Raw genomic sequence first — 24,284 nt, 5'->3', positions numbered from 1 at the left:
GCGCGAGGCCACGCCGGCCCCGTCAGATCATACGGCTTTATATGGAGGGATTATCGGGTCGATGCCAGCGGCGCCGCCGCCGAGGCTGCGGCGCGCTTGGTCGAAGCCTGCTTGGCGGCGGGTTTGGTCGCAGCTGCGGGCGCAGGCGCCGGGTCCCAGCCACCGGCCGGGGTCGCCACGTTAACGGCGGCGTCGGGCTGCGGCTCCGGCGTAAAGGTCTGGATCGCGAGCTTGGCCGCGGCCAGCGACTGGGCGTCGAGGCGCTTGGCGATATCGTCACGCTTGCGGCCGGAATCCGCATCGCCCTGCGCGGCGGCGAGGCTGAACCATTTGAAGGATTCGGCGAGGTTCTGCTCGACCCCGATGCCGCGGGCATAGAGGATGCCGAGGTTGAACTGGCTGTCGGCGACGCCGCGATCGGCGGCCTTGCGGAACCATTGCGACGCGACCTTGTAGTTGGCGCCCTTGCCGCCGCCATCGGCGTCGAGAACGGCCAGATTGTGCATCGCCTTGGCGTTGCCGCGTTCGGCCGCCTGCAGATAGTAACGCCGCGCGACATCGGCGTCCTTTTTGACGCTCATGCCCTTCTCGTAGAAGGTGCCGAGCCGGAAGATCGCGGGCACCACGCCGGCTTGCGCCGCGCGGTCATACCATTTCGCGGCTTCGTCGAGATTGGCTGCCACGCCCTTGCCCTCGGCAAAGCGCACGCCGACTTCATAGGCTGCGGTCGGATCGCCCTTCAGCGCAGCGGCGCGCAGCATCGGCCCGCCGATGCCATCGGGCAGTTGCTCGCCCGGCGGCACCTGCACCATTCCAGGCTTGCCGTTGGCCGGCAGGGCCGGGAGCGCGCCGGTGATATCGCCGGCATTGATCGGCGACATCACCGCCTGCGGCGGGATGGACATCGCCGCCTGCGGCGGGATCGCGGTCTGAGGAATAGCGGCTTGAGGAATTATGGCCTGAGGAATCGTGGATTGGGGAATAGCGACTTGCGCGCCATCCAGCGTGTTCGGTGCGGAGCTGTTGTTCGATTGCCGTCCGATCGGGGCGGGCGACATCATGGAGGGCCCAGCCGGTGCCGGCATGGCGGGCTTGGCGCTGTTCTCGGCCGGGGCCTTTGAGGCCGGCGCCGGATCGGTGGATTCCATCTGCGGTATTTGCGGCGCGCTGCCCGTGTCGAGCAGCGTCATCGCCAGCTGGAAGGTGCTAAGCACGATCGCGAATACGCTCGCGCCGACCAGCAGCGAGCGGATCTTGGAAGTGATGTTCGACGGCTCCTTGCCGTCGGTCTTGCCGTTGTCGATGGCCGTAACCTTGGCGGAGGTCTTCGAAGTAGCCTTCGAGGCGGCCTTCGCAGCGGCCTTGGCCGCCTTCTCGTTGGCGGGCGCGGCGGCAGCAGCCTGCGCGGCACGGCGGGCGGCGGCGATGAAGCTCGACGAACTGACCGGCTCCTTGGCGGCCGCGGAAATTTCGTTGATCACGCTTTCGGATGCGGCGATCCGCTCCGATGGCGACGACGCCCGTGCGGTCGGCCGTGTGCCCGGCTCCAGCGGATGATCCGGCGGCAATTCCGGCGCGATCGCGGTGCGCGGCGGGGCTGCGTGCGGCTCAAGGATTTCGCTGATGGCGCGCGGCGTCATCGGCGGAATGGCCGGCGGCGCTACCGGCTCCGCGGCATGGAAGTCGCGCGGCGCGGCGGTAAAATGCTCCTGGGAGGCTGCGGGATTCGGCAATTCCGGTTTCGGCTGCGGCGCAAAGGCCTGCGGCTGAGCCTGAGGGACATAGGCCGGCAGTGCAAAGCTCGGCGGCGGCATCATCGCGCGCGGCGCTTCTTCGCGGGCTTCGTATGCAGCAGGGGCCGGCGCTGCCACGGGCGGTGCGGCGCGAACCGCGCGCAAATCGCCTTCGATCATCGCCAGCCGATCCACCACATGGCCGAGCGTGCTGTGAACCGTCTCCAGCGAGTCTTGCGTGCGGCGGTCGGTTTCCGACTGGTTGAAACGGATGTCCGACAGCTCACGCTTGACGGCTTCGACGATGCCGGAATCCATCGACTGCGGCGCCGCATAGCTGCTGGTGTTGTCGGCGAGCCTGGCCAAATTCGCATGCTGGTGTTCGAGATGGCGCAGAATGTCCTGCAGCCCTTCCTCGACGCGCCCGAGATTGCCGCCGCCAGAACCGCCCTGGCTGCCGGAGGTCTCCAGGCGTTCCAGCAGATAGGTCACGCGCTGTTCGAGATGGGTGAATGCCGAAGCATTGTCGTTGCCGGCCGGGATCCGATCCAGGCGTTCGGACAGCGAGCGCAGCGCGCCTTCGATATATTCGGAATTGTCGCTTGCGACCGGCCGCTCGCGCGTTTCGATCGACGAGGTCAGCGCGGCAATGCGCTGTTCGAGGCTGGCCAGCGACTCGCTGTTGTCGCCGGCGCGGGACAATTGATCGACCTTGGCCGACAGCGCATGCAGATCGTCGGAAACCCGTGCCAGCGCATCGTTGGACGCAACGTTGGAGGCGATCGCGCGCATCGCCGAGATCGCGTCTTCGAGCTGACGCACCGTCGACGGATCGTCGTTCGTCCGCAGGATCAGGTCGAGCTTGGTGCCGAGGTTGCGGATCGCGTCGTCATAACCCGCGAGTTGCTCGGCCGGCTTCAGCGAGCGCAGCGCGTCGTAGATTTCGCCGAGCGCGCGCTCGAGGTTGGCCAGCACGTTGGCATCGGTGCCGTTCTGGCGGGTTTCGTCGATCCGGCGCGACAGCGAGCGGATTTCGTTCTCGATCGAATCGATCGCCTGGCGCGGCATCGCTTCGGTAATGGCGCGGCGGATGTCGGCAAGCTCGGTGCGGAAGGCCGCAATCGACTGCTCGACATTGTCGGGGCGCTGCATCGCCTCGATCTGGCTCGTGATCTTGAGCAGATGCCGTTCCAGCGACGAAAAATCCGGACCGGCGGGCATGGGAGCAGGTGCGGGCGCCGGTGCAGGCGGCTGCATCGGTGGCGCATAAGCCATGGCAGGGGCGCTCGGCGCCATCGGCGGCATACCTGCCGCCATCGGCGGCGCGCTGCGCGGCGGCATCTGCCGGGACGGCACCCCGTCCAGTTCGTTCTGGCGCGCGGCGATTTCGGCGATCGCCGAATCAAACGACGTCGGGCTCAGCGGCGGCGAGGGACGATAGACCTGGGCTGCGGCGCGCTCGACCAGGTCGGTCTGGCGCTGCCTGTCCTGCATCGTTGGCTGGCGGGGAGCGTGGTTTGAAATCTGCGACAGCCGCGCATCGAGGCGCGAAATGGCGTCGTTCAGCTGCCGCGCGACGGTCGGCTCAGCGCGGGGCGCTTCGGTTCGGGGCGCGTCGCTCCGCGGGGCGGGGCGGGAAATCTGATCGATCTGCCGGGTGATCGAATCGAGCCGCTGGTGAATGTCCGCAACCTCGCGGCTCTCCGCGCTCGGCATCGCCGGCTGCTCGTCATGGGACGCACGGAAATTCGGAGGGGCGGAATCACCGATGGTGGAATTGAGCCAGTCGCTCAGCGACATGCCAGCGCGCCGCGCGGCAGCCTCGGCCCTTTCGCGGACCGATGGATCGATGCCCTCTACACTCCACGATACGCGCGAATTCATGCTCTCGTCCGGTTCTGACTCCGGCGCTTCCTGCGCCTTCAGCCTCCCCGCGCGTCCCAACCAGGAGACAATCGAATTTCGCGCAGGTCGTCTGCCTCAGAACCTGACTTTTTCGCGTTACGGTAAATAACGGGTTAAGGAATGGGGCCGGACGGCCCGAAAGTTAACTTGGAACCCGACCAGCCGGGTTCCGCTGCTGCTCAGCCGTTGCTTTCGCGGCTGGTGTCTTCGAGCAGCAGGATGGGAGCAGGTTTCGCGACGGCGGCCAGGGTCTCGATCGCCTCTTCGCACCATTCCGCCACGGCTTGTTCGTGGCGCAGGCCGATGCGCAGTCCCAGCAGCTTGCCGGTATCGGCGACGGAGGTGGCTTTGCCGTCCGGGAACAGCTTGTTCAGAATGCGCTCGTAGCGCGCGTAGCGGTCGCGGTGATGTTCCAGCCGCGCCATCAGGTCGGCCCGCAAGGGCTCGATATCGAAGCTGTCGAGCGCGCACAGCCGCACCAGGAGGTCGTCCTTCATCATTGGCGGGCTGCTCGGCCGGGCGCCCCAGTGCCTCAGCGCGGCCCGGCCCTCTTGTGTCAGCGTATAGACCAGCTTGTTGGGCTTGCCGGACTGGACCACCTCGTGGCCCTGGATATGGCCGCGATCCCTGAGTTTTGAGAGTTCGCGATAGATCTGCTGGTGGTCGGCTTTCCAGAAGAACCCGATCGAGGAATCGAACGTCTTGGCGAGCTCATAGCCCGACATCGGACGCTCCGTCAGACAAGCAAGGATTGCGTCACCGAGCGCCACTACGCCGATCCTTCCAAAAATCGCGAAAACAACCCCATGCAAAGTAGAAGGGGCCCGTCTCACGATCAAATTGCCGCGTTGACTTTATGCATAAAGTTGCATATGCGTCAACGTGCATAAAGATTGGGCTGAACCCGCTTTGAGCCGATCGGAGACGCATCATGACCGTGACTGCCGCCATAACCGCCTTGGACAAATGGTACGGCTACATGAAGTCGCACGACCAGGCGGCGCTGTGGGATCTGCTGCACCCCGACGCGGTGTTCGAGAGTCCCGTGGTCCATACCCCGCAGCGCGGGCGTGACATCACCTTCAAATATCTGTCGAGCGCCGAGAAAGTGCTGGGCGGCCCGGGATTCAGATATGTCGGCGAATGGCGCAGCGACAATGGCGCCGTGCTCGAATTCGAAAAAGAAATCGACGGCATCGTGATCAACGGTGTCGACATCATCACCTTCGCGGATGGCAAGATTACGCATTTCAAGGTGATGGTGCGGCCGCTCAAGGCAATGAACCTGTTGCATCAATTGATGGGCGCGCAACTCGCAAAACAGTGAGGCCGCGTCGTCCGGAACCGGATAAGGTCCCATCTTTAAGGAACGTAAAGCAGCCTGCTGGCCTGCCAACCTTCATCTGAAACGTATCAGCCAATTCATTCTGCCCCTGCCGGGAGAACACCATGCCGACTTACAAAGCCCCCGTTGAAGACGTCACGTTTCTGCTCAACGATGTGTTCCAGATCGACCGCTACGACAATCTCCCGGGTTTTACCGACGCGTCCGCGGATGTCCGCGAAGCGATTATTGGGGAGGCTGCCAAGCTCAGCGAAGAAGTGCTGCAGCCGCTGAACCGCGTCGGCGATCTCGAAGGTTGCGTCCGCCATGATGACGGCCGCGTCACCACGCCGAAGGGTTTCAAGGAAGCCTTCAAGCAGGTCGCCGAAGGCGGCTGGCTCGGGCTGTCCGCGCCAACAGAATACGGCGGGCAGGGGCTGCCGGTCACGCTGAGCCAGGTCGTCACGGAATTCCAGAGCTCGGCCAACATGGCGTTTTCGATGTATGGCGGCCTGACCATGGGCGCGACCGCGGCATTGATGGTGCACGGCAAGCCCGAACAGAAGAAGATGTTCGTGCCGAAGATGGTGGCGGGCGAGTGGACCGGCACCATGAACCTCACCGAGCCGCAATGCGGCACCGATCTCGGTCTGCTCCGCACCAAGGCCGCCAAGCAGGCCGACGGCAGCTACAAGATCACGGGCACCAAGATCTTCATCTCGGCCGGCGAGCATGATCTCGCCGACAACATCATCCATCTGGTGCTGGCGCGCATCGAAGGCGCGCCTGCGGGCATCAAGGGCGTCTCGCTGTTCGTGGTGCCGAAGGTGCTGGTCAATGCCGACGGCTCGCTCGGCGCACGCAATGGCGTGTCCTGCGGCTCGATCGAGCACAAGATGGGCATTCACGGCAATTCCACCTGCGTGATGAATTACGACGGCGCCACCGGCTGGCTGATCGGCGAAGAGAACAAGGGCATGCAGGGCATGTTCGTGATGATGAACGAGGCCCGCCTCGGCGTCGCGGTGCAGGGTCTCGCGCAATCCGAGGTCGCCTATCAGAACGCGGTCAACTACGCCCGCGAGCGCCTGCAGGGCCGGTCGCTGACGGGCGCCAAAGATCCGGACAAGCCGGCCGATCCGATCATCGTGCATCCCGACGTGCGCCGCGTGCTGCTGACGATCCGCGCCTTCAACGAGGCGGCCCGCGCCATGGTGGTGTGGACCGCGCTGAAGAGCGACGTCGCCCACCGCTCAAGCGACCCGAAGGATCGCCAGGAAGCCGATGACCACATGGGTCTGATGACGCCGGTCATGAAGGGCGTGATGACCGATGTCGGCTTCTCGAATTCGGTGCTGGCGCAGCAGATGTATGGCGGCCACGGCTACATCGCCGAACACGGCATGGAGCAGTTCGTGCGCGATGCGCGCATCGCCATGCTCTATGAAGGCGCCAACGGCATCCAGGCCCTCGATCTCGTCGGGCGCAAACTGCCGCGCGACGGCGGCCGCGCCGTGATGGCGTTCTTCGGTGAGGTCGGAGCCTTCGCCAAGGAGCACGGCGCCGACGAGGCGATGAAGCCGTTCGTGACGCCGCTCTCCACCGCGCTCGGCCATCTGCAGCAGGCCACCGGGTGGCTGATGCAGAATGCGCTCACCAAGCCCGACAATGCCGGTGCCGCCGCCACCGACTACATGCAATTGTTCGGCCTCGTCACCTTCGCCTATATGTGGGCAAAGATGGCCAAGGTAGCCCAGGACAAGATTGCGGCGGGGAGTGCCACGCCCTATCTGACCACCAAGCTGGTGACCGGCCGCTTCTTCATGGAGCGGATGCTGCCGGAAACGACGGTGCACCTTGCGCGCATCCAGACCGGCTGCGCGACCACCATGGAATTGGCGGCGGAAGCGTTCTGAAGCGTCCTGCAAATACGCATCGTCATTGCGAGCGCAGCGAAGCAATCTATCTTGCCGCGAAAAAGAAAGAATGGATTGCTTCGTCGCTACGCTCCTCGCAATGACGGTGGAATGTTCTGAAATTCGTCTGGCTCGAGGAGAGCTTAAGACCGAAACGGGAGAAAGCCATGCCTGAGGCATATATCTACGATCACGTTCGCACCCCGCGCGGCCGCGGCAAGGCCGACGGCTCGCTGCATGAAGTGACCGCGCTGGCGCTGGCCACGGTGCCGCTGCAGGCGCTGAAGGAGCGCAACAATCTCGCCGTCGACGTCGTCGACGACGTCGTGCTCGGCGTGGTCGATCCAGTCGGCGAGGCCGGCTCCGACATCGCGCGCTTTGCGGCGCTCAAGGCCGGCCTCGGCCAGGCCGTCCCCGGCGTTCAGATCAGCCGCTTCTGTGCTTCCGGCCTCGATGCCGTGAATTTTGCCGCCGCCCAGGTCATGGCCGGCCAGCATGAGCTCGTGATCGGCGGCGGCGCCGAATCCATGAGCCGCGTCGGCATCGGCGCCTCCGGCGGCGCCTGGCCGATGGATCCCTCGATGGCGGTGCCGGCCTATTTCATGCCGCAGGGCGTCTCGGCCGATCTGATCGCCACCAAATACGGCTTTTCGCGCGATGACGTCGACGCCTACGCGGTGCAGAGCCAGCAGCGCGCCGCCAAAGCCTGGGAAGAGGGCCGCTTCAAGAACTCCGTGGTGCCGGTGAAGGACATCAACGGCCTCACCATCCTCGCCAAGGATGAGCATATGCGCCCCTCAACGACGATGCAGTCGCTCGGTCAGTTGCAGCCGTCATTCGTGGCGATGGGCCAGATGGGTGGTTTCGACGCGGTCGCGATCCAGTCGCACCCCGAAGTCGAGCGCATCAATTACGTGCATCACGCCGGCAACTCCTCCGGCATCGTCGACGGCGCGGGCGCCGTGCTGCTCGGCAGCAAGGAAGCCGGCGCCAAGCATGGCCTGAAGGCCCGCGCGCGGATTCGCGCCTTTGCCAATATCGGCTCGGAGCCCGCGATGATGCTGACCGGCCCGGTCGACGTCACCGAAAAGCTGTTCGAGCGCTCCGGCATGAAGAAGTCGGACATCGACCTGTTCGAACTCAACGAGGCCTTTGCCTCGGTGGTGCTGCGCTACATGCAGGCCTTCGACATCGACAGCTCCAAGATCAACGTCAATGGCGGCGCAATCGCGCTCGGCCATCCCCTGGGCGCGACAGGTGCGATGATCCTGGGCACCGTGCTCGATGAACTCGAGCGCACCAACAAGTCGACCGCGCTGGTGACGCTGTGCATCGGCGGCGGCATGGGCACCGCGACCATCATCGAGCGGGTTTGATTTTTACCCTCTCCCCTTGTGGGAGAGGGTGGCGCCTCACGCAGTGAGGCGACGGGTGAGGGGTTCTCTCCGCGGAGAGATATCTCTCATTGGATAGAGACCCCTCATCCGGCGCGCTTTGCGCGCCACCTTCTCCCACAAGGGGAGAAGGAAGAAGCAATCGGGAGCAACACATGGCCTTCAAGAATTTCAAGCTGGAAACCGACGCCGACGGCATCGTGCTCGTCACCTGGGACACGCCCGGCCGTTCGATGAACGTGCTCGACGAGACCTCGGCCACCGAACTCGAGGAGATCGTCAAGCAGACCACCGCCGACGCCGCCGTCAAAGGCGTCGTCATCACCTCGGGCAAGGAGGCGCTGTGCGCCGGCGCTGATCTGTCGATGCTCGAAGGCATGGCCCATCAATATGCCGATCTGCTCAAGGCCAAGGGCGAAGAGGCCGCCAACCAGATGCTGTTCGACCAGAGCCGCCGCTTCTCGCAGGTGTATCGCAACATCGAAATTTCAGGGAAGCCGTGGGTCGCCGCGATCAATGGTCTCGCGCTCGGCGGCGGTTTTGAACTGACGCTGGCCTGTCACTACCGCGTCGCCGCCGACAACCCGAAGACCCGGCTCGGTCTGCCCGAGGTGAAGGTCGGCCTGTTCCCCGGCGCCGGCGGTACCCAGCGCGTGCCGCGTATCGTGCAGCCTGCCGATGCGATGCAGCTGTTGCTCAAGGGCGAGGCTGTTAACCTCACCCGCGCCAAGGCGCTCAACCTCATTCACGCCATCGTCCCGCCCGCCGACATGATCAAGGCGGCGAAGGACTGGATCAAGGGCGGCGGCAAGGCCGTCGCGCCCTGGGACGAGAAGGGCTTCAAGCTTCCCGGCGGCCCGGTGTTCTCCAAGGCGGGCATGCAGATGTTCCCGGCGGGCAACGCGATCTACCGCCGCGAGACCTACGACAATTATCCGGCGGCGCGCGCCATCATGAGCTGCGTCTATGAAGGCCTGCAGTTGCCGATCGATGCGGCACTGCGCGTCGAGTCGCGCTACTTCACGAAAGTACTGCGCTCCAACGAAGCGGCCGCGATGATCCGCAGCCTGTTCCTGTCGATGCAGGAACTGAACAAGGGCGCACGCCGCCCGCCAAACGTGCCGCCGACCAAGGTGAAAAAGCTCGCGGTGATCGGCGCCGGCTTCATGGGCGCCAGCGTCGGTTATGTCTCCGCGCGGGCAGGCATCGACGTGGTCTTGATCGACCGCGACCAGGCCAGCGCCGACAAGGGCAAGGGCCACGCCCAGACCGTGATCGACGACCTCATCAAGAAAGGCCGCGCCAAGGAAAGCGACCGCGACGCCGTGATGTCGCGCATCAGCGCCACCGCCGACTATGGCGTGCTGAAAGACTGCGACCTCGTCATCGAGGCCGTGTTCGAGGACCGGAAAGTAAAGGCCGAAACCTACGCCAAGGCGCAGCCGCTCCTGAAGGATGGCGCGATCTTCGCCTCCAACACCTCGACGCTGCCGATCAACTCGCTGGCCGAGGAATTCAAGGACCAGGGCAAGTTCATCGGCATCCACTTCTTCTCGCCGGTCGAGAAGATGATGCTGGTCGAGATCATCGTCGGCAAGAACACCGGCGATGCGGCGCTTGCCACTGCGCTCGATTACACGCGGATGATCGGCAAGACGCCCATTGTCGTCAACGACAGCAGAGGCTTCTACGCCAACCGCTGCGTCGGCCGTTACATCGCCGAAGGCAACGAGATGTTCCTCGAAGGCGTGCCGCCGGCGATGATCGAGAACTGCGCCAAGATGGCCGGCATGCCGGTCGGTCCGCTGTCGCTCTCCGATGAAGTGGCGCTCGACCTCGGGCTCAAGGTGATGAAGGCGACCGAGGCCGATCTCGGGCCGAACTCGATCAACCCCGATCAGAAGAAGCTGATGGTGGAACTGGTCGAGAAGCAGGGCCGTCTCGGCCGCAAGAACAGCAAGGGCTTTTACGACTATCCCGAGAAGGGCAAGGGCCAGAAGAGCCTGTGGACGGGACTTGCCGATCTGCAGCCGAAGAAGCTCGACCCCGACACGCTCGACATCGAGGAACTGAAGCAGCGTTTTCTCGTCGTGCAGGCGGTGGAAGCCGCACGCACGGTGGAGGATCACGTCATCACCGACATGCGCGAGGCCGACGTCGGCTCGATCCTCGGCTTCGGTTTTGCGCCGTTCACCGGCGGCACGCTGTCCTACATCGACTTCATGGGCACCAGGAAGTTCGTCGAGCTCTGCCACAAGCTCGAGGCCAAATACGGCTCCCGCTTCACGCCGCCGAAACTGCTCGAGGACATGGCGGCCAAGGGCGAGACGTTCTATGGCCGCTTCCCGCCGAAGAAGCTGGCGGCGGCGTAACACAAATCCATCGTCGTCCCGGCCTTGAGCCGGGACCCATAACCACCGTCGTTCATTGTTGCAGATGCCGTTAGCCGCAATGTCTTATTGATAGATCACGCGGTATGGGTCCCGGCCTTCGCCGGGACGACATCCAACAAAAGGGGCCGGATCATTTATCCGGCCCTTTATTTTGTGAATAGGGTTTTCAGCTTTGCTTCTGCAAAGCAGCTCTCCATCTCAGAGAGCCATCGCCATTGACGCAAACCGGTGCTGCTTGTTGGAAGACCAATCAAGAGCACAACCTCGCAATCAGGGAGGTCGAGTGTTTCGCGAACATGCTCGGCCATCAAAATCCTGACAAATCAATATAAGGCAGAGCCACCATCCGCAATTCCGCCTACTGCCCAGCCGCGATTTGATGTAGCTGGTCCCAGAGATTAGCGGAAGCCTGGTCCTGACCGGTCCCGGACCCATGCAAGGGTGATGGTCGCAATGCCAAGTGTTATCGTTCTCGGCGCCGGAATGGTTGGGGTCGCAACCGCGCTGCAGTTACAGCGCCGCGGCTGGTCGGTCGTGCTGCTCGATCGCAATCAGCCCGGCCGCGAGACCAGCTACGGCAACGCCGGCTTCATCCAGGCCGAAGCGGTGCGGCCCTATCCGATGCCGCGCGATCTTGCGACGCTGGCGGCGATCGCAACAGGGCGCGCCAACGATGTCCATTACCGCGTAAAATGGCTGCCGCGGCATCTTGGTCCTTTGCTGCGGTACTGGTGGCATTCCGCTCCGGATCGGCACCAGCACATATCGCAGGCCTACGCGCGGATCATCGCACGGGCGACAAGCGAGCATGATGTGCTGATCCGGGAAGCCGGCGCGGACAATCTGGTGCAGCGAAGCGGCTATCATTCCCTGCGCCGCACCCAGGCTGCGCTGGATGAAGTGGCGCTGGTCGCCGAGATGCTGGCGGCCGAATTCGGTGTGCGATCGGAAATTATCAGCCCGGCACAGCTTGCCGCGGCCGAACCCGGGCTAAACGAGACCGGGGCGGGGGCTGTTCACTGGCGCGACCCATGGACGGTCTCGGACCCGGGCGGGCTCGTATCCGCCTATGCCGATCTGTTCACACGCGCAGGCGGCACCTTCGTCAACGGGGATGCGACCACGTTGGCGCCGGGTCCTGCCGGCTGGACGGTTCAGTCGGATGATGGCCCGATCGACGCCGAGGCGGCCGTGGTGTCGCTGGGTCCGTGGTCTCCCGATCTATTGCAAAAGTTTGACTATCGTTTTCCGATGCTGCGCAAGCGTGGCTATCATCGGCATTTCACCGGCGGCGGCAGGCTCAATCTGCCGCTGCACGACCCCGAATTCGCATACGCCATGGCGCCGATGGCGAAGGGATTGCGGATTACGTCGGGCGCCGAATTGATGGGACCGGAAAGGTCGTCGCAGTCGCGCCAGCTCGAACGGGCGGAGCAGGCGGCGCGGCGGCTTGTCGATCTCGGCACCGCGGTGGAGGCCGAACCCTGGAGCGGGGTCCGCCCCTGCATGCCCGACATGCTGCCGGTCGTGGGGGCTGCACCGAAGCACAAAGGCCTGTGGATGCATTTCGGGCATGGTCATCACGGCCACACTCTTGGCCCCACCACAGGCCGCCTGCTCGCCGAGATGATGAGCGGCGAGGCGACATTCACCGATCCATCAGCGTTCAGTCCGGCGCGATACTGATCGTCTTGTTGTGGTTGCAGCGTAAAAAAAGTTGTCGTCCCGGCCTTCGCTGGCACGACGCGGGGTAAAACAAAAAAGGCCGGATCATCGATCCGGCCCTTTTCTTATCTCCGATATAAAAATCGCTTACGCCGCCTTCAGCAGGCCTTCCTTGGTCAGCGCTTCCTGCACCTTCGGGCGGGCGCCGACGCGGGCCTTGTAGGCGATCAGGTTGGAGAGATCAGCGAGATCCCATTTCATCCGTTCGGCCCATGACAGCATCGTGAACATGTAACCGTCGGCCACGCTGAACTGCTTGCCCATTAGGTAGTCTTTCCCGGCGAGCTCGCCATCGACATATTTGAACTTGCCCATCGCCCGGTCCTTGAAGAATGCCTTGGCGTCATCGGAGAGCACCGGGCTGAACTGCGGGCCGATGTTCTTGTGCAGTTCACTGTTGATATAGGTGAGCCAGGCCTGCAGCTTGTAGCGATCGGCGTGGTCGCGGGTGGGGGCAAGATTCTTGTCCGCGGCTTTATCGGCGATCATCTGGACGATGACCGGGCCTTCGGTGACCAGTTCGCCGGAATCCAGCGCCAGTGCGGGCACCTGGCCCTTCGGATTGACCGTCAGATAGTCGTCGCCGTTTTCCAGCTTCTTGGCGCGCAAATCGACCTTGACCAGATCGTAGGGGAGACCGGCCTCCAGGAGCGCGATATGGGGAGACAGCGAGCAGGCGCCTGGCGAATAGTACAATTTCATTGGATTTTCTCCCTTTGGAAGTTCTTGCCTTTGGAAACCTTGGCTTGGGGCCGAGGAACGACTAAATGCATCTGCATGTAATAGTCAAGATTGATGCAGCTGCATTTAGTGCGGTACACTAACCTGTGACAGACACGGACCTGTGACGGATACGGACCAGACCATGAAACGCAAACCATCGACCGAGGCGACCAACGCCTGGATCCGCCTGATGCGGGTGCAGAGCCGGGTGCTGGACGCCGTCGAGCAGGATTTGAAGAAGGCGGGCTTCCCGCCGCTCGCCTGGTATGACGCGCTGCTGGAATTGTCGCGCGCGCCGTCCGGCGAGATGCGCCCGGTGGAGCTGGAGAAGCAGATGCTGATCCCGCAATACTCGACCTCGCGCCTGATCGACCGTCTGGTCGACGAGGGGCTGGCGGCGCGGCGCGAATGCAAGATCGACAAGCGCGGCCAGTTCGTCGAGATCACGGAGACGGGACGCGAGCTGCAGAAGAAAATGTGGAGCGCCTATTCCGCCGCGATCGAAAAACACGTCGGCTCGAAACTGTCCGACACCGACGCCATCAAGCTCTGCGGTCTGCTCGACCGGCTGGGCTGCTCGTGCAGCGAAGTCAGGGCGGTCGCCGCGCGAGACGGCGTTCCCGCCCGATGATACGCCTTCATCTTATCGTTTTTGCGGACAACGCTGTCCGCAATGCTCCCTGCCACACGGCGCGTTCGGTCGAATCGCCAAAGATCCGGATTTTTTATGGCGCGTGACCAAATCGATATGACGCCGTTGCAATCGCGCGACGAACTCGTGGCGTGGCTGGCGGCCGGCGTGAAGCCGCCGTCGGAATTCCGCATCGGCACCGAGCACGAGAAGACCCCGTTCACGCTCGAGGGCTATCACCCCGTGCCATACGAAGGCGCGCGCGGCATCGGTGCGCTGCTGGAGGGCATGCAGCTTCTGCTCGGCTGGGAGCCGATCATGGAGCACGGCAACATCATCGGGCTGTACGACGTCACCGGCGGCGGCGCGATTTCGCTGGAGCCCGGCGGGCAGTTCGAATTGTCGGGCGCCCCGGTCGAGACCGTGCACCAGACCCAGGCGGAATTGATGGCGCATCTGGCGCAGGTGCGCGAGATCGCGACCCCTTTGGGGATCGGTTTTCTCGGCCTCGGCATGACGCCGTCATGGTCGCGGTCGCAGGTACCGCTGATGCCCAAGGGCCGCTACAAGATCATGACCAATTACATGCCGAAGGTCGGCCAATACGGCCTCGACATGATGTACCGGACCTGCACCGTGCAGACCAATCTCGACTTCTCCTCCGAAGCCGACATGGTCAAGAAGCTGCGGGTATCGGTGGCGCTGCAGCCGATCGCGACCGCCTTGTTCGCCAATTCGCCGTTCACCGAAGGCAAGCCCAACGGCTTCCTGTCATTCCGCTCGGAAATCTGGCGCGATACCGATAATGCGCGTTCCGGCATGATCCCATGGGCGTTCGAGGACGGCATGGGTTTCGAGCGCTGGGTCGACTATGCGCTCGACGTTCCCATGTATTTCGTCAAGCGCGGCGACAGCTATATCGACGTGTCAGGCTCGTCGTTCCGCGCCTTTTTCGACGGCAGGAACAGTTCCTTGCCCGGCGAGCGGCCGACGCTGTCGGATTGGGCCAATCACCTCTCGACGATTTTCCCGGAAGTACGGTTGAAACGTTATCTGGAAATGCGCGGCGCCGATGGCGTGCCGTGGGGCCGTTTGCCGGCGCTGCCGGCGTTCTGGGTCGGTCTCTTGTACGACGACACGACGCTGGACGCGGCATGGGATCTCGTGAAGCACTGGACGGCGGCAGAGCGTCAGGCGCTGCGCGACGACGTGCCGCGCTTCGGCTTCAAGGCCCGGATCCGCGACCGCTATCTGTTCGAAATCGCGCGGGAATGCGTGAAGCTGTCGCATGCCGGCTTGCGGCGGCGCAGCCGCATCGATCACCTCGGCCGTGACGAAAGCCGTCACCTCGAGCCGCTGGAGCGGATCCTCGAATCCGGCCGCACGCCGGCCGAAGAGATGCTGGAGAAATTCAACGGCGCCTGGGGCGGCTCCGTGGAACCGGCCTACAAGGAATACGCTTTCTAGCGCATGATCCGGTAAAGCATGCCCCGCACTTGATGCGGGGTGGGTACCGGTTTTCCGAGAAAGATCATGCGCAAACAAAAGCATAGAGCGTGATGAGATCATCACGCTCGGCTCGTTGCCGCGTTTCTGGGCCGTTCATCCGCCGTACAGGTTGATGCCGCTCCAATGGCAACCTTCGGAACGCGCGCATTCGAAAGCAATCACATGGGGATAGGCCGCCTGCTCAGGGCGTGTTTGGTGACGCTCGCCTTTTTGGCGGCGGCAGCACCCGCACGCCCAGCCGCGGCGCAGGCCAATTTCGACCGCCCCGGCGGCGATTATCTGAACTCGCCGGTGATCTCGGGCGATCCGGCCGACTGCGCGCTGGTGTGCGAACGCGACAAGCGTTGCCGGTCGTGGAGCTTCAACTATCCGACCGACCTGACCAGCGGCGCGGTGTGCTGGCTCAAGAGCAACGTCCCGACGCGCGTCCAGGACAGTTGCTGCGTCTCCGGGGTGCGCGGCGCCGGCGTGGTCGAGCCGAGGAACAGCGCGATCGAAACCTCGATCGACCGCTTCGGCGGCGACTACAAGAATTTCGACGTCAAGAGCAAGGACGGCGACGACGCCTGCAAGACCGCCTGCACCGCCGACAACAAGTGCCGGGCCTGGACCTATGCGCGGCCGGGCTATGCCGGCACGGAAGGCCATTGCTTCCTGAAAAAAGACATCAAGCCGCCGCGGCGCAAGGCCGGGTTTACCTCTGGCGTGGTGCGGTAGCTGCGTTGGCTCTGTAGGGTGGGCAAAGCGAAGCGTGCCCACCATCTTTGGAATCAGCAAGAGCTTGGTCTTGAAATGGTGGGCACGCTGCGCTTTGCCCACCCTGCGGTTCTGCGATTCCCTCCACCGCCAGCACCGTCACCTCCGGCCATAGCTTCTTCCACCGCGCCGCCTTCACCGCATAATTCGCCGCGGAGAAATTCGGGCCCGGATTGGGCCGCACGATCAGGCCGGCGGCATCGTCGAAACCATCGGGCGCGTAGACGTCGTAGCCATCAGGCGTGCGGCGGATGCCGATCTGCGTATTCCTCGTCAGAAACCGATCGATGCCTTCGGTCGAGCAGCGCAGCGGCGGGTAGGGCAGGCCATGCTTTTCTCCGTACCAGAGATGAACGCGCGCCTGGTTGCGCGCCTCGACCTTGGCGTCGAGCTTGCCGAGCGCGCCGTGCAGCCTGCGGATCACGGCGTCCTCGGCCGCCCAGGATGTATCGGGATCGAAATAGAACACGTCGTAATCGTTGATGCTGTAACCGACATCGCGCCCGGTCAGCACGTTCCACACCGTCTGCACCAGACATCCCGCCACGATCCAGGCATCCGGCAGCGCCAGCTCGAACAGTTTTTCGGCGATGATGCGGTTGGCGGGATTGCGCAGCGCAAGGTTGAGGAATTCGTCTTGGGTCATGGATGCTCTTTCCACGTCATTGCTTCGCTTCGCTCGCAATGACGGGAATGATCTATGATTCGTCGTACGCCTTCACCGCCTTTTTCGACGCCAGCGTGCGCCAGTGCCGGCGCAGCAGCGGCTCGACGACGGCGCGCCTGGCCTTCGAGAGATGGATCAGCACGATCGGATAATCGCGGTAGTGGTCGGTGAAGTAAAAAATCTTCGGCTGGCTTTCGATCAGCATCTCGCGTTCGTCATGGGGAATGCCGAACATGACGAGGCTATCATTGTCTTCGCGGAGCCGCGCCAGCAGCTTCTTGCGCACCTTCAGCGCCGGCGTGCCGTAGGACGTGCCGTCCTCGACCTCGTCCCACAGCAGCGCGAACGTCCTGACGTCGTCGAAGGTCACACTTTCTCAATGCACCGACGTGAAAAACCGCGCCATGCGAAAGCCGGAGAGCCAGGTCCATACCGGCTGGCTGCGGATGCCGAGATCCCATGAGCCGACCACGGCGTCGGCGCGGCCGATCAGATTGTCGATCGGCAACAGGCCGACGCCGCCGTCGCGTACCGCGACGCGGCTGTCGGCGGAATTGTCCCGGTTGTCGCCGAGCACAAACAGTTTTCCCGTCGGCACCGTTACCTCCGGCGTGTTGTCGAGCCGGCCGTTGTCGCGCATCTTGAAGATCGCATGCGTGACCCCGTTCGGCAGCGTCTCGACATAGCGATAGGCCTTCTCGCTGCCGCCGCGGTCGTCTTCAGCTTCGCCCACGCCATCCGGCTTCAAGGTCGCAGCATGGTCGTTGATGAAGAGCTGGCCCTGCCGCATCTGGATGCGGTCGCCGGGCAACCCGACCACGCGCTTGACCCAGGCCTGCGAGCGGTCGCCGGGCCAGCGGAACACGACGACGTCGCCGCGCTTGGGCGTCTCGCCGAACAGGCGGCCGGTTTCCGGCAGCGTGATCTGGATCGGCAGCGAGGCCGCGCCGTAGCCATAGGGGAATTTCGACGCCAGCAGCGCGTCGCCGATCAGGAGCGTCGGCTCCATCGAACCGGACGGTACGTAAAACGGTTCGGCCAAGGCGCCCTTGGCGACGAACACAACCATCACGATGGCCGCGATCTGGGCTAGCTGCGCGCGCCAGCTCGAAGGTTTGGCACCCGCAGTTTCGTTTTCGCTGGTCACTAGCCGGTTCCTCCGACCGTAATGCGCTCCATCCGCAGCGTCGGCTGGCCGACGCCAACAGGCACGCCCTGGCCGTTCTTGCCGCAGGTGCCGATACCGGTATCGAGCGAGAGGTCGTTGCCGACCATGGTGATCCGATGCAGGTCGGTCGGGCCGTTGCCGATCAGCATCGCGCCCTTCAAGGGCGCGCCGATCTTGCCGTTTTCGATCTTGTAGGCCTCGGTGCACTGGAACACATATTTGCCCGAGGTGATGTCGACCTGGCCGCCGCCGAAATTCGCGGCGTAGATGCCGTTCCTTACTGAGGCCAGGATTTCGGCGGGGTCGCGCCCACCCGACAGCATGTAGGTGTTGGTCATGCGCGGCATCGGCACATGGGCGTAGCTCTGGCGTCGTCCGTTGCCGGTCGGCTTCATGTTCATCAGCCGGGCGTTCTGGCGGTCCTGCATGTAGCCGACCAGAATGCCGTCCTCGATCAGCACGGTGCGGTTGGTCGGCGTGCCCTCGTCGTCGATCGACAGTGAGCCGCGCCGCGAGGCCATGGTGCCGTCGTCGACCACGGTGACGCCCTTGGCGGCGACCTGCTTGCCCATCAGGCCTGCGAAGGCCGAGGTCTGCTTGCGGTTGAAATCACCCTCGAGCCCGTGGCCGACCGCTTCATGCAGCATGACGCCGGGCCAGCCGGCCCCCAGCACCACGTCCATTTCGCCGGCGGGGGCGGGAACCGATTCCAGATTGACCAGCGCTTCGCGGATCGCGCCGTCGGCGGCATCGCGCCAGGCCTTGGTCTCGATGAAGCGCGCATAGCCCTCGCGGCCGCCATAGCCCTTGCTGCCGCTTTCCTGCCGGTCGCCCTGGCCGGCAACCACGGAAACATTGACCCGCACCAGGGGGCGGATGTCGCGGTAGCTTTCACCGTCGGGCCGCAGGATTTCCACCACCTGCCAGGTGGCGCTGAGGCTGGCCGTCACCTGCCGCACGCGCGGGTCCTTGTCTCGCACATAGGCGTCGATTTCGGCGAGCAGCTTCACCTTGGCCTCAAAACCCGGCGCATCCAGCGGATTGTCGTCGCCATAGAGTCTCACATTGGTGTGAGCGGGGGCGGCGGCAAAGCTGCCGGAATAGCCGCCACGGACCGCTGCGACCGCATCGGCGGCGCGGATCAGCGCCGGCAGCGAGACGTCGGAGGAATGCGCGTAACCGACCGCGTCGTCCTTGACCGCACGCAGGCCAAAACCCTGCGAAGTGTCGTAGGTCGCCTGCTTCAGCCTTCCATTGTCGAACATCAGCGCTTCGGTCTGGCCATATTCCAGGAACAATTCGCCGTCATCGGCGCCTTCGAGCCCGCGCGCGATCTCCCGGCGGACGGAATCGCGGTCGAGGTTGGCGCGGTCGATCAGGGAGGTTGTAGCGGGGGAGTTGGTCATTACATTCAGTCCGTTGTCGGAGGGGTGCAACCAAGATAGTTGTTTCCTCGTAGTTTCGCGAGAGGCTGGATCAACACGTTGCAGGCACGATGGCTACGATCGAAATTGTTCCGATAACGCAAGGCCATATCGACAGCTTTCACCGGACCCTCGATATCGTGGCGCGGGAGCGGCGCTATCTGTCCTTCCTGGAGGCCCCGCCGCTGGAAGCGACGCGGGCGTTCATTCTCGACATCATCGAACAGGGTTATCCGCAATTTGTCGCGCTGTCGGGCGGTGAAGTCATCGGCTGGTGCGACGTGACCCCGAAGCCAAGGCCGATTTATGCCCATAACGGCGTTCTCGGCATGGGCCTTTTGCCGCAATTCCGGGGGCGGGGCATCGGCAAGCGCCTGATCGCGCAGGCGCTGGGCGCCGCACAGGCCTTCGGGCTGCAGCGGATCGAACTGACGGTCCGGGAAAACAACGTGAACGCGATCGCGCTCTATAAGAAGGTCGGCTTCGAGATCGAAGGCGTACAGCGCGAGGCCATCCTGGTCGATGGCAGCTACGAAAACCTGATTTTGATGGGGCTGCTGTTCTAGCGGCAGGGCCAAGAAAAATCTGACGGGAAAAACCTGACGGCGAAAACCTGACGACGCCCAATCAGATCAGGGTCAGTGCTGGCGGCGCCCGGTTGCCAATCCTGACGCCGCGTCTCGCGGGGACTTCACACTGTGCTCGACGCGCACGATTTCAAACCACTTGCCGCCGGATACGATGTTGAGTTGCTCCCCGGTCAGCTCGCTTTTCGCAGCGTCTGCACGGGTCTCGAACGTACGGTCGTCAGTCATGGCGGTCTCCTCCGCGTTGATGGGGAAACCTTGGCAGGATTGCCGTTGCCTCGGCTGTGAGCGAGGTCACTGTGTCGTTCCGCGTCATTGCGACCCGGTGGCTCGCAATGACGGGGGAATCTACCTTGGCTACGCTTTCTTGTCGGCGGAAGAACCCTTGGGCTGCGCCGCGGTCGGAAAGCCATGCTCCTGCGACCAGCGAAACAGTTCATCGAACACCGGTTTGAGGGCTCTTGCCGATGGCGTGATCTCATATTCGACGCGCGGCGGCACCTCGGGATAGACGGTGCGCTTCACGAGTCCGTTGGCCTCAAGGTCGCGCAGCTGCGTCGTCAGCATGTGCTGGGTGACGCCGGGGATCGATTGGCGCAATTCGCCGAACCGGTGCTTGCGCTGGACCAATTGCCAGAGAATTTCGCCCTTCCATTTTCCGGCCAGGACCCCCAGCGCACGATGAAATTGCTCCACCACCCCGCGCTGGCACGGTTCCGCGGCGGCAATATCGTTGCATTCTGCAATAGTCATCTTTTTCATACTACCTCACAAAAAGCATCCTACTTGTACTTTTTATCTTACTCCCGAATTTTGTGTGTCGAAAGCCTTTGACGGGTCGGCCACGGCGCCGCGCGGTCTGAACCGCTGGAACATATCGGGAGCTACCAATGTCACTTGCCGCCGCATCGGCGCCGCCGCGCTGGAAGTCTGCCGGTCTCTGGGTCGTCAGGGGATTACTGGCCCTTGCCTTTGCAGGCGCAGGCGTCGCCAAGCTCTATGGCCTGCCGATGCTGGTTGAGGAATTTCAGCACATCGGACTTGGTCAATGGTTCCGCTATTTGACCGGGGCGCTGGAAGTGCTCGGGGCCATCCTGATCCTCGCGCCGTCGCTGGCGGCCTTCGGTGCCGTGCTGCTGATCTGCATCATGATCGGCGCGACCGTCACTCATCTCTTTGTGATCGGCGGCTCGGCTGTGCCTGCTCTGGTGCTGTTGGCACTGAGCGCCATCGTCGCCTACGCGAAGCGCGACCAGATCGCATCGCTTGCCAAGAATTTGTGAACAGGCATTTGTGAAACTGCTGCCATGCACCTTTCTCGCCGTGAATTGACGATTGCCGCGGGGCTCATCCTGGCCTTCATGGTGCCGCTGACCGTGACCCTGTTGCTGACAGGATCGGAGGCGGCGAGCCCAAAGCCGCAGGCGAAGGCCGCTGCGGTCGGCGTGCATCGGCTGGTGCTGCCGATCAACACCGATGATCCCACCACGATGCGGGCGCTGATCTCGACCTCGCTCAACCTTCCAAAATACTACCAGGAGCGGAACGAAGCGTTCACGATCGAAGTCGTCGCCTACAATGCCGGCGTTCACATGCTGCGCGCCGACACTTCGCCGGTGAAGGACATGCTGCGGGTGTTAAGGACGGTCAATTCGAACATCCGCTTCGTGGTCTGCGACGCCACCAAGCTCGGTATGGAGCGCCAGGAGGGGCGTCCGGTCACCCTGATCGATGGCGTCGATCTGGTGCCGAGCGGGCCGGGGCGCATCATCGAATTGCAGGAAGCCGGCTGGTCCTACATCCGATCGTGATATTTGGATTCAGAACCTGGATGCAAAACTGCACAGCGGAGTATCCGACATGACGTCGCCTCGCGGCCCGACCCGCCGCAGCTTTGTCGCGGGGATAATGGGCGCGGTTGCCTCGCTTGCGATTCCGCCCCTGCCGGGCCGCGCCGCGGCCGGCGGGCCGCCGCCATTCGCAACGGCCCGGCATCAGTTCACGCTTCTTCGCGGCGCACGGCCGGTCCCGCCGGTACCGATCCCGCGTCTCGGCGGAGGTGTGCTCGATTTGCAGTCCTTCCGCGGCAAGGTGGTTCTCGTCAATTTCTGGGCGACCTGGTGTGCGGCCTGCCGGACGGAACTGCCGATACTGGATCAACTCGCGGAAAGCCGCCGCGCCGACCTTATGGTCGTCGCCATCACCACCGATCGCGATCGATCCGTGGTCGTGCCGTTCGTCCGGCAGCTGAAGCTTCGCCACCTCGGAATCGGTTTCGATCCCGGTGGACTGGTGGGGCGTGCCGGCGCCAGCGACGGTGTCGACACGCCATTCGCGCTGTACGGCATGCCGATCAGCTTCCTGCTCGGCGTCACCGGGCAAGTCGAAGGCTACATCACGGGTGAAGCGGACTGGCTCTCGATCGAGGCGCGCCGGTTGTTCGACTACTACGCCGGCGCCGCGCGTGACTAAGCGAAGCGGACGTTGAGGTGAGCGCCCGGCGCCTCACGGCAGCTTGTCATACCCCTCGCCGATCCCGTTCAGGCTCAGCGGAAAGCCGATGCCCTCTTCCGGGGTCTCGAAGATAATGAAGGTCGCGGTCTTGGCGGTGCGAAGCTGGCCGAGCAGCTTTTCGTCCATCACGACCTCGGCCACGCACCCATTGGGCAGGCAGCGGACAAAACCGGCGCGGCCGACGTCCTGATTGTCCAGTTTCAGGCCGAGCCCGGAGGGCAGCAGCACGCCCAAGGGGGCCACCACCCGCATCAGCTTGCTCTTCTGGTCGGCGGTCTTGAGCACGATCACGGTGAGGCCGGCGTTGGAGCGGTCTTCGGCTACCACGCTCTGGATCAGGGCGCATTGCTCGCCCTGGGCGCCCGGCGGGGTGTCGCAGCGGATCTGCCAGTCGCCATGGACCGAGCGCACCGCGCCCTGGGCGCTGGCAGCCTCCGTCAGGCCGAGCAGGAGCGCGGTGGCGAGCAGTCCGCCCAGCCAGCGGCCTGGCCCTGGCTTGCGTCCTGCCTGATGTTTCGAACGCCTCATCCGGGTCGATCCTCTGAATGATTACTCGGACTGATACGTAATGACGGCGCCTTGAAGGCGGTCTTTCGCTAAATCTCGAAGCAATTCCCAAGCCCGATATCAAGCCCGATGCCAAGCCGGAAGGGCGCTTCAGCGGCGAATCAGGTCCCCGCGGCGCACCCTGCCTTTGCGTACATCCAGTAATCCGCCTGTCAAGCGGCGCAGCTGGACAAAAAGGCGGGTTTTGCCTGTTTCACCGGGAAAACCTGACATGCAGAGATTAGCCGGTGACGCATGGCTTTGGTCCCCACTACTGCATTGCGAGAGCCTGCGAATTATGGTTTGAGAGGCTGGATTTCGAAGCGTTCTAGCGATTTGGCCCCGGTACTTTTGAGGTGTGCATCCAAGCCACCTCCGGCGGGCTGTTTGTAGGGGCGGATCGTGCGGCATTTCCGGCCATCCGGCGGGGATGCTTTGGGGATTTATCAAGGGAGCGCGAGCGGCATGAAGATGTCGAAGGGCCAGATTGGCCGGCGGTTGCTGGGATTTGCGGTGGCGGGCATGGCCCTTGTCGCCGGCGGTACGGCGTCAGCCGAATTGGGGCAGCCAGCGCCGTGGGAATGGACCCTGCAGGAATCCGCTACGCCTGTGATGGACTACATCATCTGGTTCCATAACTGGCTGGTCGGCACCATCACCGTCATCACGCTGTTCGTGCTCGTGCTGCTGGTCATGGTCGTCGTGAAATTCAACGCCAAGGCCAACCCGGTCCCCTCCAAGACCACCCACAACACCCTGATCGAAGTGGCCTGGACCCTGATCCCGGTGCTGATTCTGGTCGCGATCGCGGTGCCGTCGTTCCGGCTGCTGTTTCTGCAGCTCGACGTGCCAAAGGCCGATCTCACCATCAAGGCGACCGGCAAGCAGTGGTACTGGAGCTACGCCTATCCCGATCACGGCAAGTTCGAGTTCGATTCGCTGATGGCGGCGGACAAGAAGCCCCGGCTGCTCGGCGTCGACAATGAGATGGTGGTGCCGGTCAACAAGGTGGTCAAGGTTCTGACCACCGGTGCTGACGTCATCCACGCCTTCGCGGTGCCGGCCTTCGGCATCAAGATCGACGCCATCCCCGGGCGTCTGAACGAGACCTGGTTCAAGGCCACCAAGACCGGGATGTTCTACGGCCAGTGCTCCGAACTGTGCGGCAAGGATCACGCCTTCATGCCGATCGCGGTGCGGGTCGTGAGCGATCAGGAATTCGCGGCCTGGGTGGAAACCGCGAAGAAGAAATATGCGACCAACCCGGCGAATTCGTACGCCTCGGCTGGCGCGGTGGCGCAGTAAGCCGCAAAGCTCAGGCAAGCTTAAGGCTTAGGCGCAAGGGACAAGGGCGACGGGACCGCAAGGT

22 protein-coding genes and 1 pseudogene are annotated in these 24,284 nt (G+C 63.6%); 13 read left to right on the top strand and 10 right to left on the bottom strand.

The window, feature by feature from the left end; genetic code table 11:
• Positions 1 to 50: 50 nt before the first annotated feature.
• Both JQ597_RS16430 and JQ597_RS16425 read right to left on the bottom strand, forming a co-directional pair.
• Entirely contained in the window at positions 51 to 3,617 is a 3,567-nt protein-coding gene (locus JQ597_RS16430; protein ID WP_212265291.1) for a tetratricopeptide repeat protein, read from the bottom strand.
• Between the two features lie 200 nt (positions 3,618 to 3,817).
• Positions 3,818 to 4,408 (bottom strand): PadR family transcriptional regulator, encoded by a 591-nt coding sequence (locus tag JQ597_RS16425; RefSeq protein WP_212265290.1) that lies wholly within the window; start codon positions 4,406 to 4,408, stop codon positions 3,818 to 3,820.
• 161 nt (positions 4,409 to 4,569) lie between these two features.
• Here JQ597_RS16425 and JQ597_RS16420 point away from each other — a divergent pair, with 161 nt between their 5' ends.
• From JQ597_RS16420 to JQ597_RS16400, 5 genes are all read left to right on the top strand, one after another.
• Positions 4,570 to 4,965 (top strand): nuclear transport factor 2 family protein, encoded by a 396-nt coding sequence (locus JQ597_RS16420; protein WP_212265289.1) that lies wholly within the window; start codon positions 4,570 to 4,572, stop codon positions 4,963 to 4,965.
• A gap of 122 nt (positions 4,966 to 5,087) precedes the next feature.
• Positions 5,088 to 6,878, top strand: a complete 1,791-nt coding sequence (locus tag JQ597_RS16415; RefSeq protein ID WP_212265288.1) for an acyl-CoA dehydrogenase C-terminal domain-containing protein — start codon at positions 5,088 to 5,090, stop codon at positions 6,876 to 6,878.
• Between the two features lie 167 nt (positions 6,879 to 7,045).
• The gene (locus tag JQ597_RS16410; protein ID WP_212265287.1) at positions 7,046 to 8,254 is read left to right on the top strand and encodes an acetyl-CoA C-acetyltransferase; all 1,209 of its coding nucleotides are present in this window, start codon (positions 7,046 to 7,048) and stop codon (positions 8,252 to 8,254) included.
• Positions 8,255 to 8,427: 173 nt separating this feature from the next.
• Entirely contained in the window at positions 8,428 to 10,644 is a 2,217-nt protein-coding gene (locus JQ597_RS16405) for a 3-hydroxyacyl-CoA dehydrogenase NAD-binding domain-containing protein (protein ID WP_212265286.1), read from the top strand.
• Positions 10,645 to 11,118: 474 nt separating this feature from the next.
• On the top strand, positions 11,119 to 12,351 hold the full coding sequence (locus tag JQ597_RS16400) for an NAD(P)/FAD-dependent oxidoreductase (protein WP_212265285.1): 1,233 nt from the start codon (positions 11,119 to 11,121) through the stop codon (positions 12,349 to 12,351).
• 126 nt (positions 12,352 to 12,477) lie between these two features.
• On the opposite strand, the gene gstA is transcribed toward JQ597_RS16400, so the two are convergent.
• Positions 12,478 to 13,092, bottom strand: a complete 615-nt coding sequence (gene gstA / locus JQ597_RS16395) for a glutathione transferase GstA (protein ID WP_212265284.1) — start codon at positions 13,090 to 13,092, stop codon at positions 12,478 to 12,480.
• 163 nt (positions 13,093 to 13,255) lie between these two features.
• Between gstA and JQ597_RS16390 the strand changes: the two genes are divergently transcribed.
• From JQ597_RS16390 to JQ597_RS16380, 3 genes are all read left to right on the top strand, one after another.
• The gene (locus JQ597_RS16390; RefSeq protein ID WP_212265283.1) at positions 13,256 to 13,744 is read left to right on the top strand and encodes a MarR family winged helix-turn-helix transcriptional regulator; all 489 of its coding nucleotides are present in this window, start codon (positions 13,256 to 13,258) and stop codon (positions 13,742 to 13,744) included.
• A 96-nt stretch (positions 13,745 to 13,840) separates the two neighbouring features.
• Complete coding sequence (locus JQ597_RS16385) at positions 13,841 to 15,211, top strand: glutamate--cysteine ligase (protein WP_212265282.1); 1,371 nt, start codon at positions 13,841 to 13,843, stop codon at positions 15,209 to 15,211.
• Positions 15,212 to 15,415: 204 nt separating this feature from the next.
• A complete protein-coding gene (locus JQ597_RS16380) occupies positions 15,416 to 15,970 on the top strand; it encodes a PAN domain-containing protein (RefSeq protein ID WP_212265346.1) in 555 nt (184 codons plus the stop codon).
• 121 nt (positions 15,971 to 16,091) lie between these two features.
• On the opposite strand, the pseudogene JQ597_RS16375 reads toward JQ597_RS16380, so the two are convergent.
• From JQ597_RS16375 to tldD, 4 genes and pseudogenes are all read right to left on the bottom strand, one after another.
• Positions 16,092 to 16,655 (bottom strand): annotated as a pseudogene (locus JQ597_RS16375) (nucleotidyltransferase family protein); the annotation flags it as partial.
• A gap of 52 nt (positions 16,656 to 16,707) precedes the next feature.
• Complete coding sequence (locus JQ597_RS16370; protein WP_212265280.1) at positions 16,708 to 17,046, bottom strand: MmcQ/YjbR family DNA-binding protein; 339 nt, start codon at positions 17,044 to 17,046, stop codon at positions 16,708 to 16,710.
• 6 nt (positions 17,047 to 17,052) lie between these two features.
• Complete coding sequence (gene lepB, locus JQ597_RS16365; protein ID WP_312012252.1) at positions 17,053 to 17,823, bottom strand: signal peptidase I; 771 nt, start codon at positions 17,821 to 17,823, stop codon at positions 17,053 to 17,055.
• Positions 17,823 to 19,250 carry a metalloprotease TldD gene (gene tldD / locus JQ597_RS16360; RefSeq protein ID WP_212265279.1) on the bottom strand — a complete coding sequence of 476 codons (1,428 nt, stop codon included), beginning with the start codon at positions 19,248 to 19,250 and terminating at the stop codon, positions 17,823 to 17,825. The genes lepB and tldD overlap by 1 nt, the downstream gene beginning before the upstream one ends.
• Before the next feature lie 89 nt (positions 19,251 to 19,339).
• Here tldD and JQ597_RS16355 point away from each other — a divergent pair, with 89 nt between their 5' ends.
• Positions 19,340 to 19,834 carry a GNAT family N-acetyltransferase gene (locus JQ597_RS16355; protein ID WP_212265278.1) on the top strand — a complete coding sequence of 165 codons (495 nt, stop codon included), beginning with the start codon at positions 19,340 to 19,342 and terminating at the stop codon, positions 19,832 to 19,834.
• Between the two features lie 72 nt (positions 19,835 to 19,906).
• Here JQ597_RS16355 and JQ597_RS16350 read toward each other — a convergent pair whose 3' ends face one another.
• Entirely contained in the window at positions 19,907 to 20,083 is a 177-nt protein-coding gene (locus JQ597_RS16350; RefSeq protein WP_212265277.1) for a hypothetical protein, read from the bottom strand.
• Positions 20,084 to 20,212: 129 nt separating this feature from the next.
• Positions 20,213 to 20,608 (bottom strand): winged helix-turn-helix transcriptional regulator, encoded by a 396-nt coding sequence (locus tag JQ597_RS16345; protein WP_212265345.1) that lies wholly within the window; start codon positions 20,606 to 20,608, stop codon positions 20,213 to 20,215.
• Positions 20,609 to 20,745: 137 nt separating this feature from the next.
• Here JQ597_RS16345 and JQ597_RS16340 point away from each other — a divergent pair, with 137 nt between their 5' ends.
• Genes JQ597_RS16340 through JQ597_RS16330 form a run of 3 tightly spaced genes read left to right on the top strand, consistent with a single transcriptional unit; the run spans position 20,746 to position 22,327 of the window.
• Positions 20,746 to 21,138: a DoxX family protein gene (locus JQ597_RS16340; RefSeq protein WP_212265276.1), complete on the top strand. Its 393-nt coding sequence runs from the start codon at positions 20,746 to 20,748 to the stop codon at positions 21,136 to 21,138.
• 24 nt (positions 21,139 to 21,162) lie between these two features.
• Positions 21,163 to 21,666, top strand: a complete 504-nt coding sequence (locus JQ597_RS16335) for a DsrE family protein (protein ID WP_212265275.1) — start codon at positions 21,163 to 21,165, stop codon at positions 21,664 to 21,666.
• Between the two features lie 49 nt (positions 21,667 to 21,715).
• Positions 21,716 to 22,327, top strand: a complete 612-nt coding sequence (locus JQ597_RS16330) for a TlpA family protein disulfide reductase (protein WP_212265274.1) — start codon at positions 21,716 to 21,718, stop codon at positions 22,325 to 22,327.
• 33 nt (positions 22,328 to 22,360) lie between these two features.
• Here the strand turns inward: JQ597_RS16330 and JQ597_RS16325 are convergent, their stop codons facing one another.
• Positions 22,361 to 22,897 (bottom strand): invasion associated locus B family protein, encoded by a 537-nt coding sequence (locus tag JQ597_RS16325; RefSeq protein ID WP_249133544.1) that lies wholly within the window; start codon positions 22,895 to 22,897, stop codon positions 22,361 to 22,363.
• A gap of 483 nt (positions 22,898 to 23,380) precedes the next feature.
• Between JQ597_RS16325 and coxB the strand changes: the two genes are divergently transcribed.
• Positions 23,381 to 24,220: a cytochrome c oxidase subunit II gene (gene coxB, locus JQ597_RS16320; protein ID WP_212265273.1), complete on the top strand. Its 840-nt coding sequence runs from the start codon at positions 23,381 to 23,383 to the stop codon at positions 24,218 to 24,220.
• The last annotated feature ends 64 nt before the right edge of the window (positions 24,221 to 24,284 follow it).

The organism is Bradyrhizobium sp. AUGA SZCCT0177 (genome assembly GCF_018130125.1).
Taxonomy (GTDB): domain Bacteria; phylum Pseudomonadota; class Alphaproteobacteria; order Rhizobiales; family Xanthobacteraceae; genus Bradyrhizobium.
The sequence above is the reverse complement of the archived record's forward strand: the minus strand, read 5'-3'. Positions and strand labels throughout refer to the sequence as shown.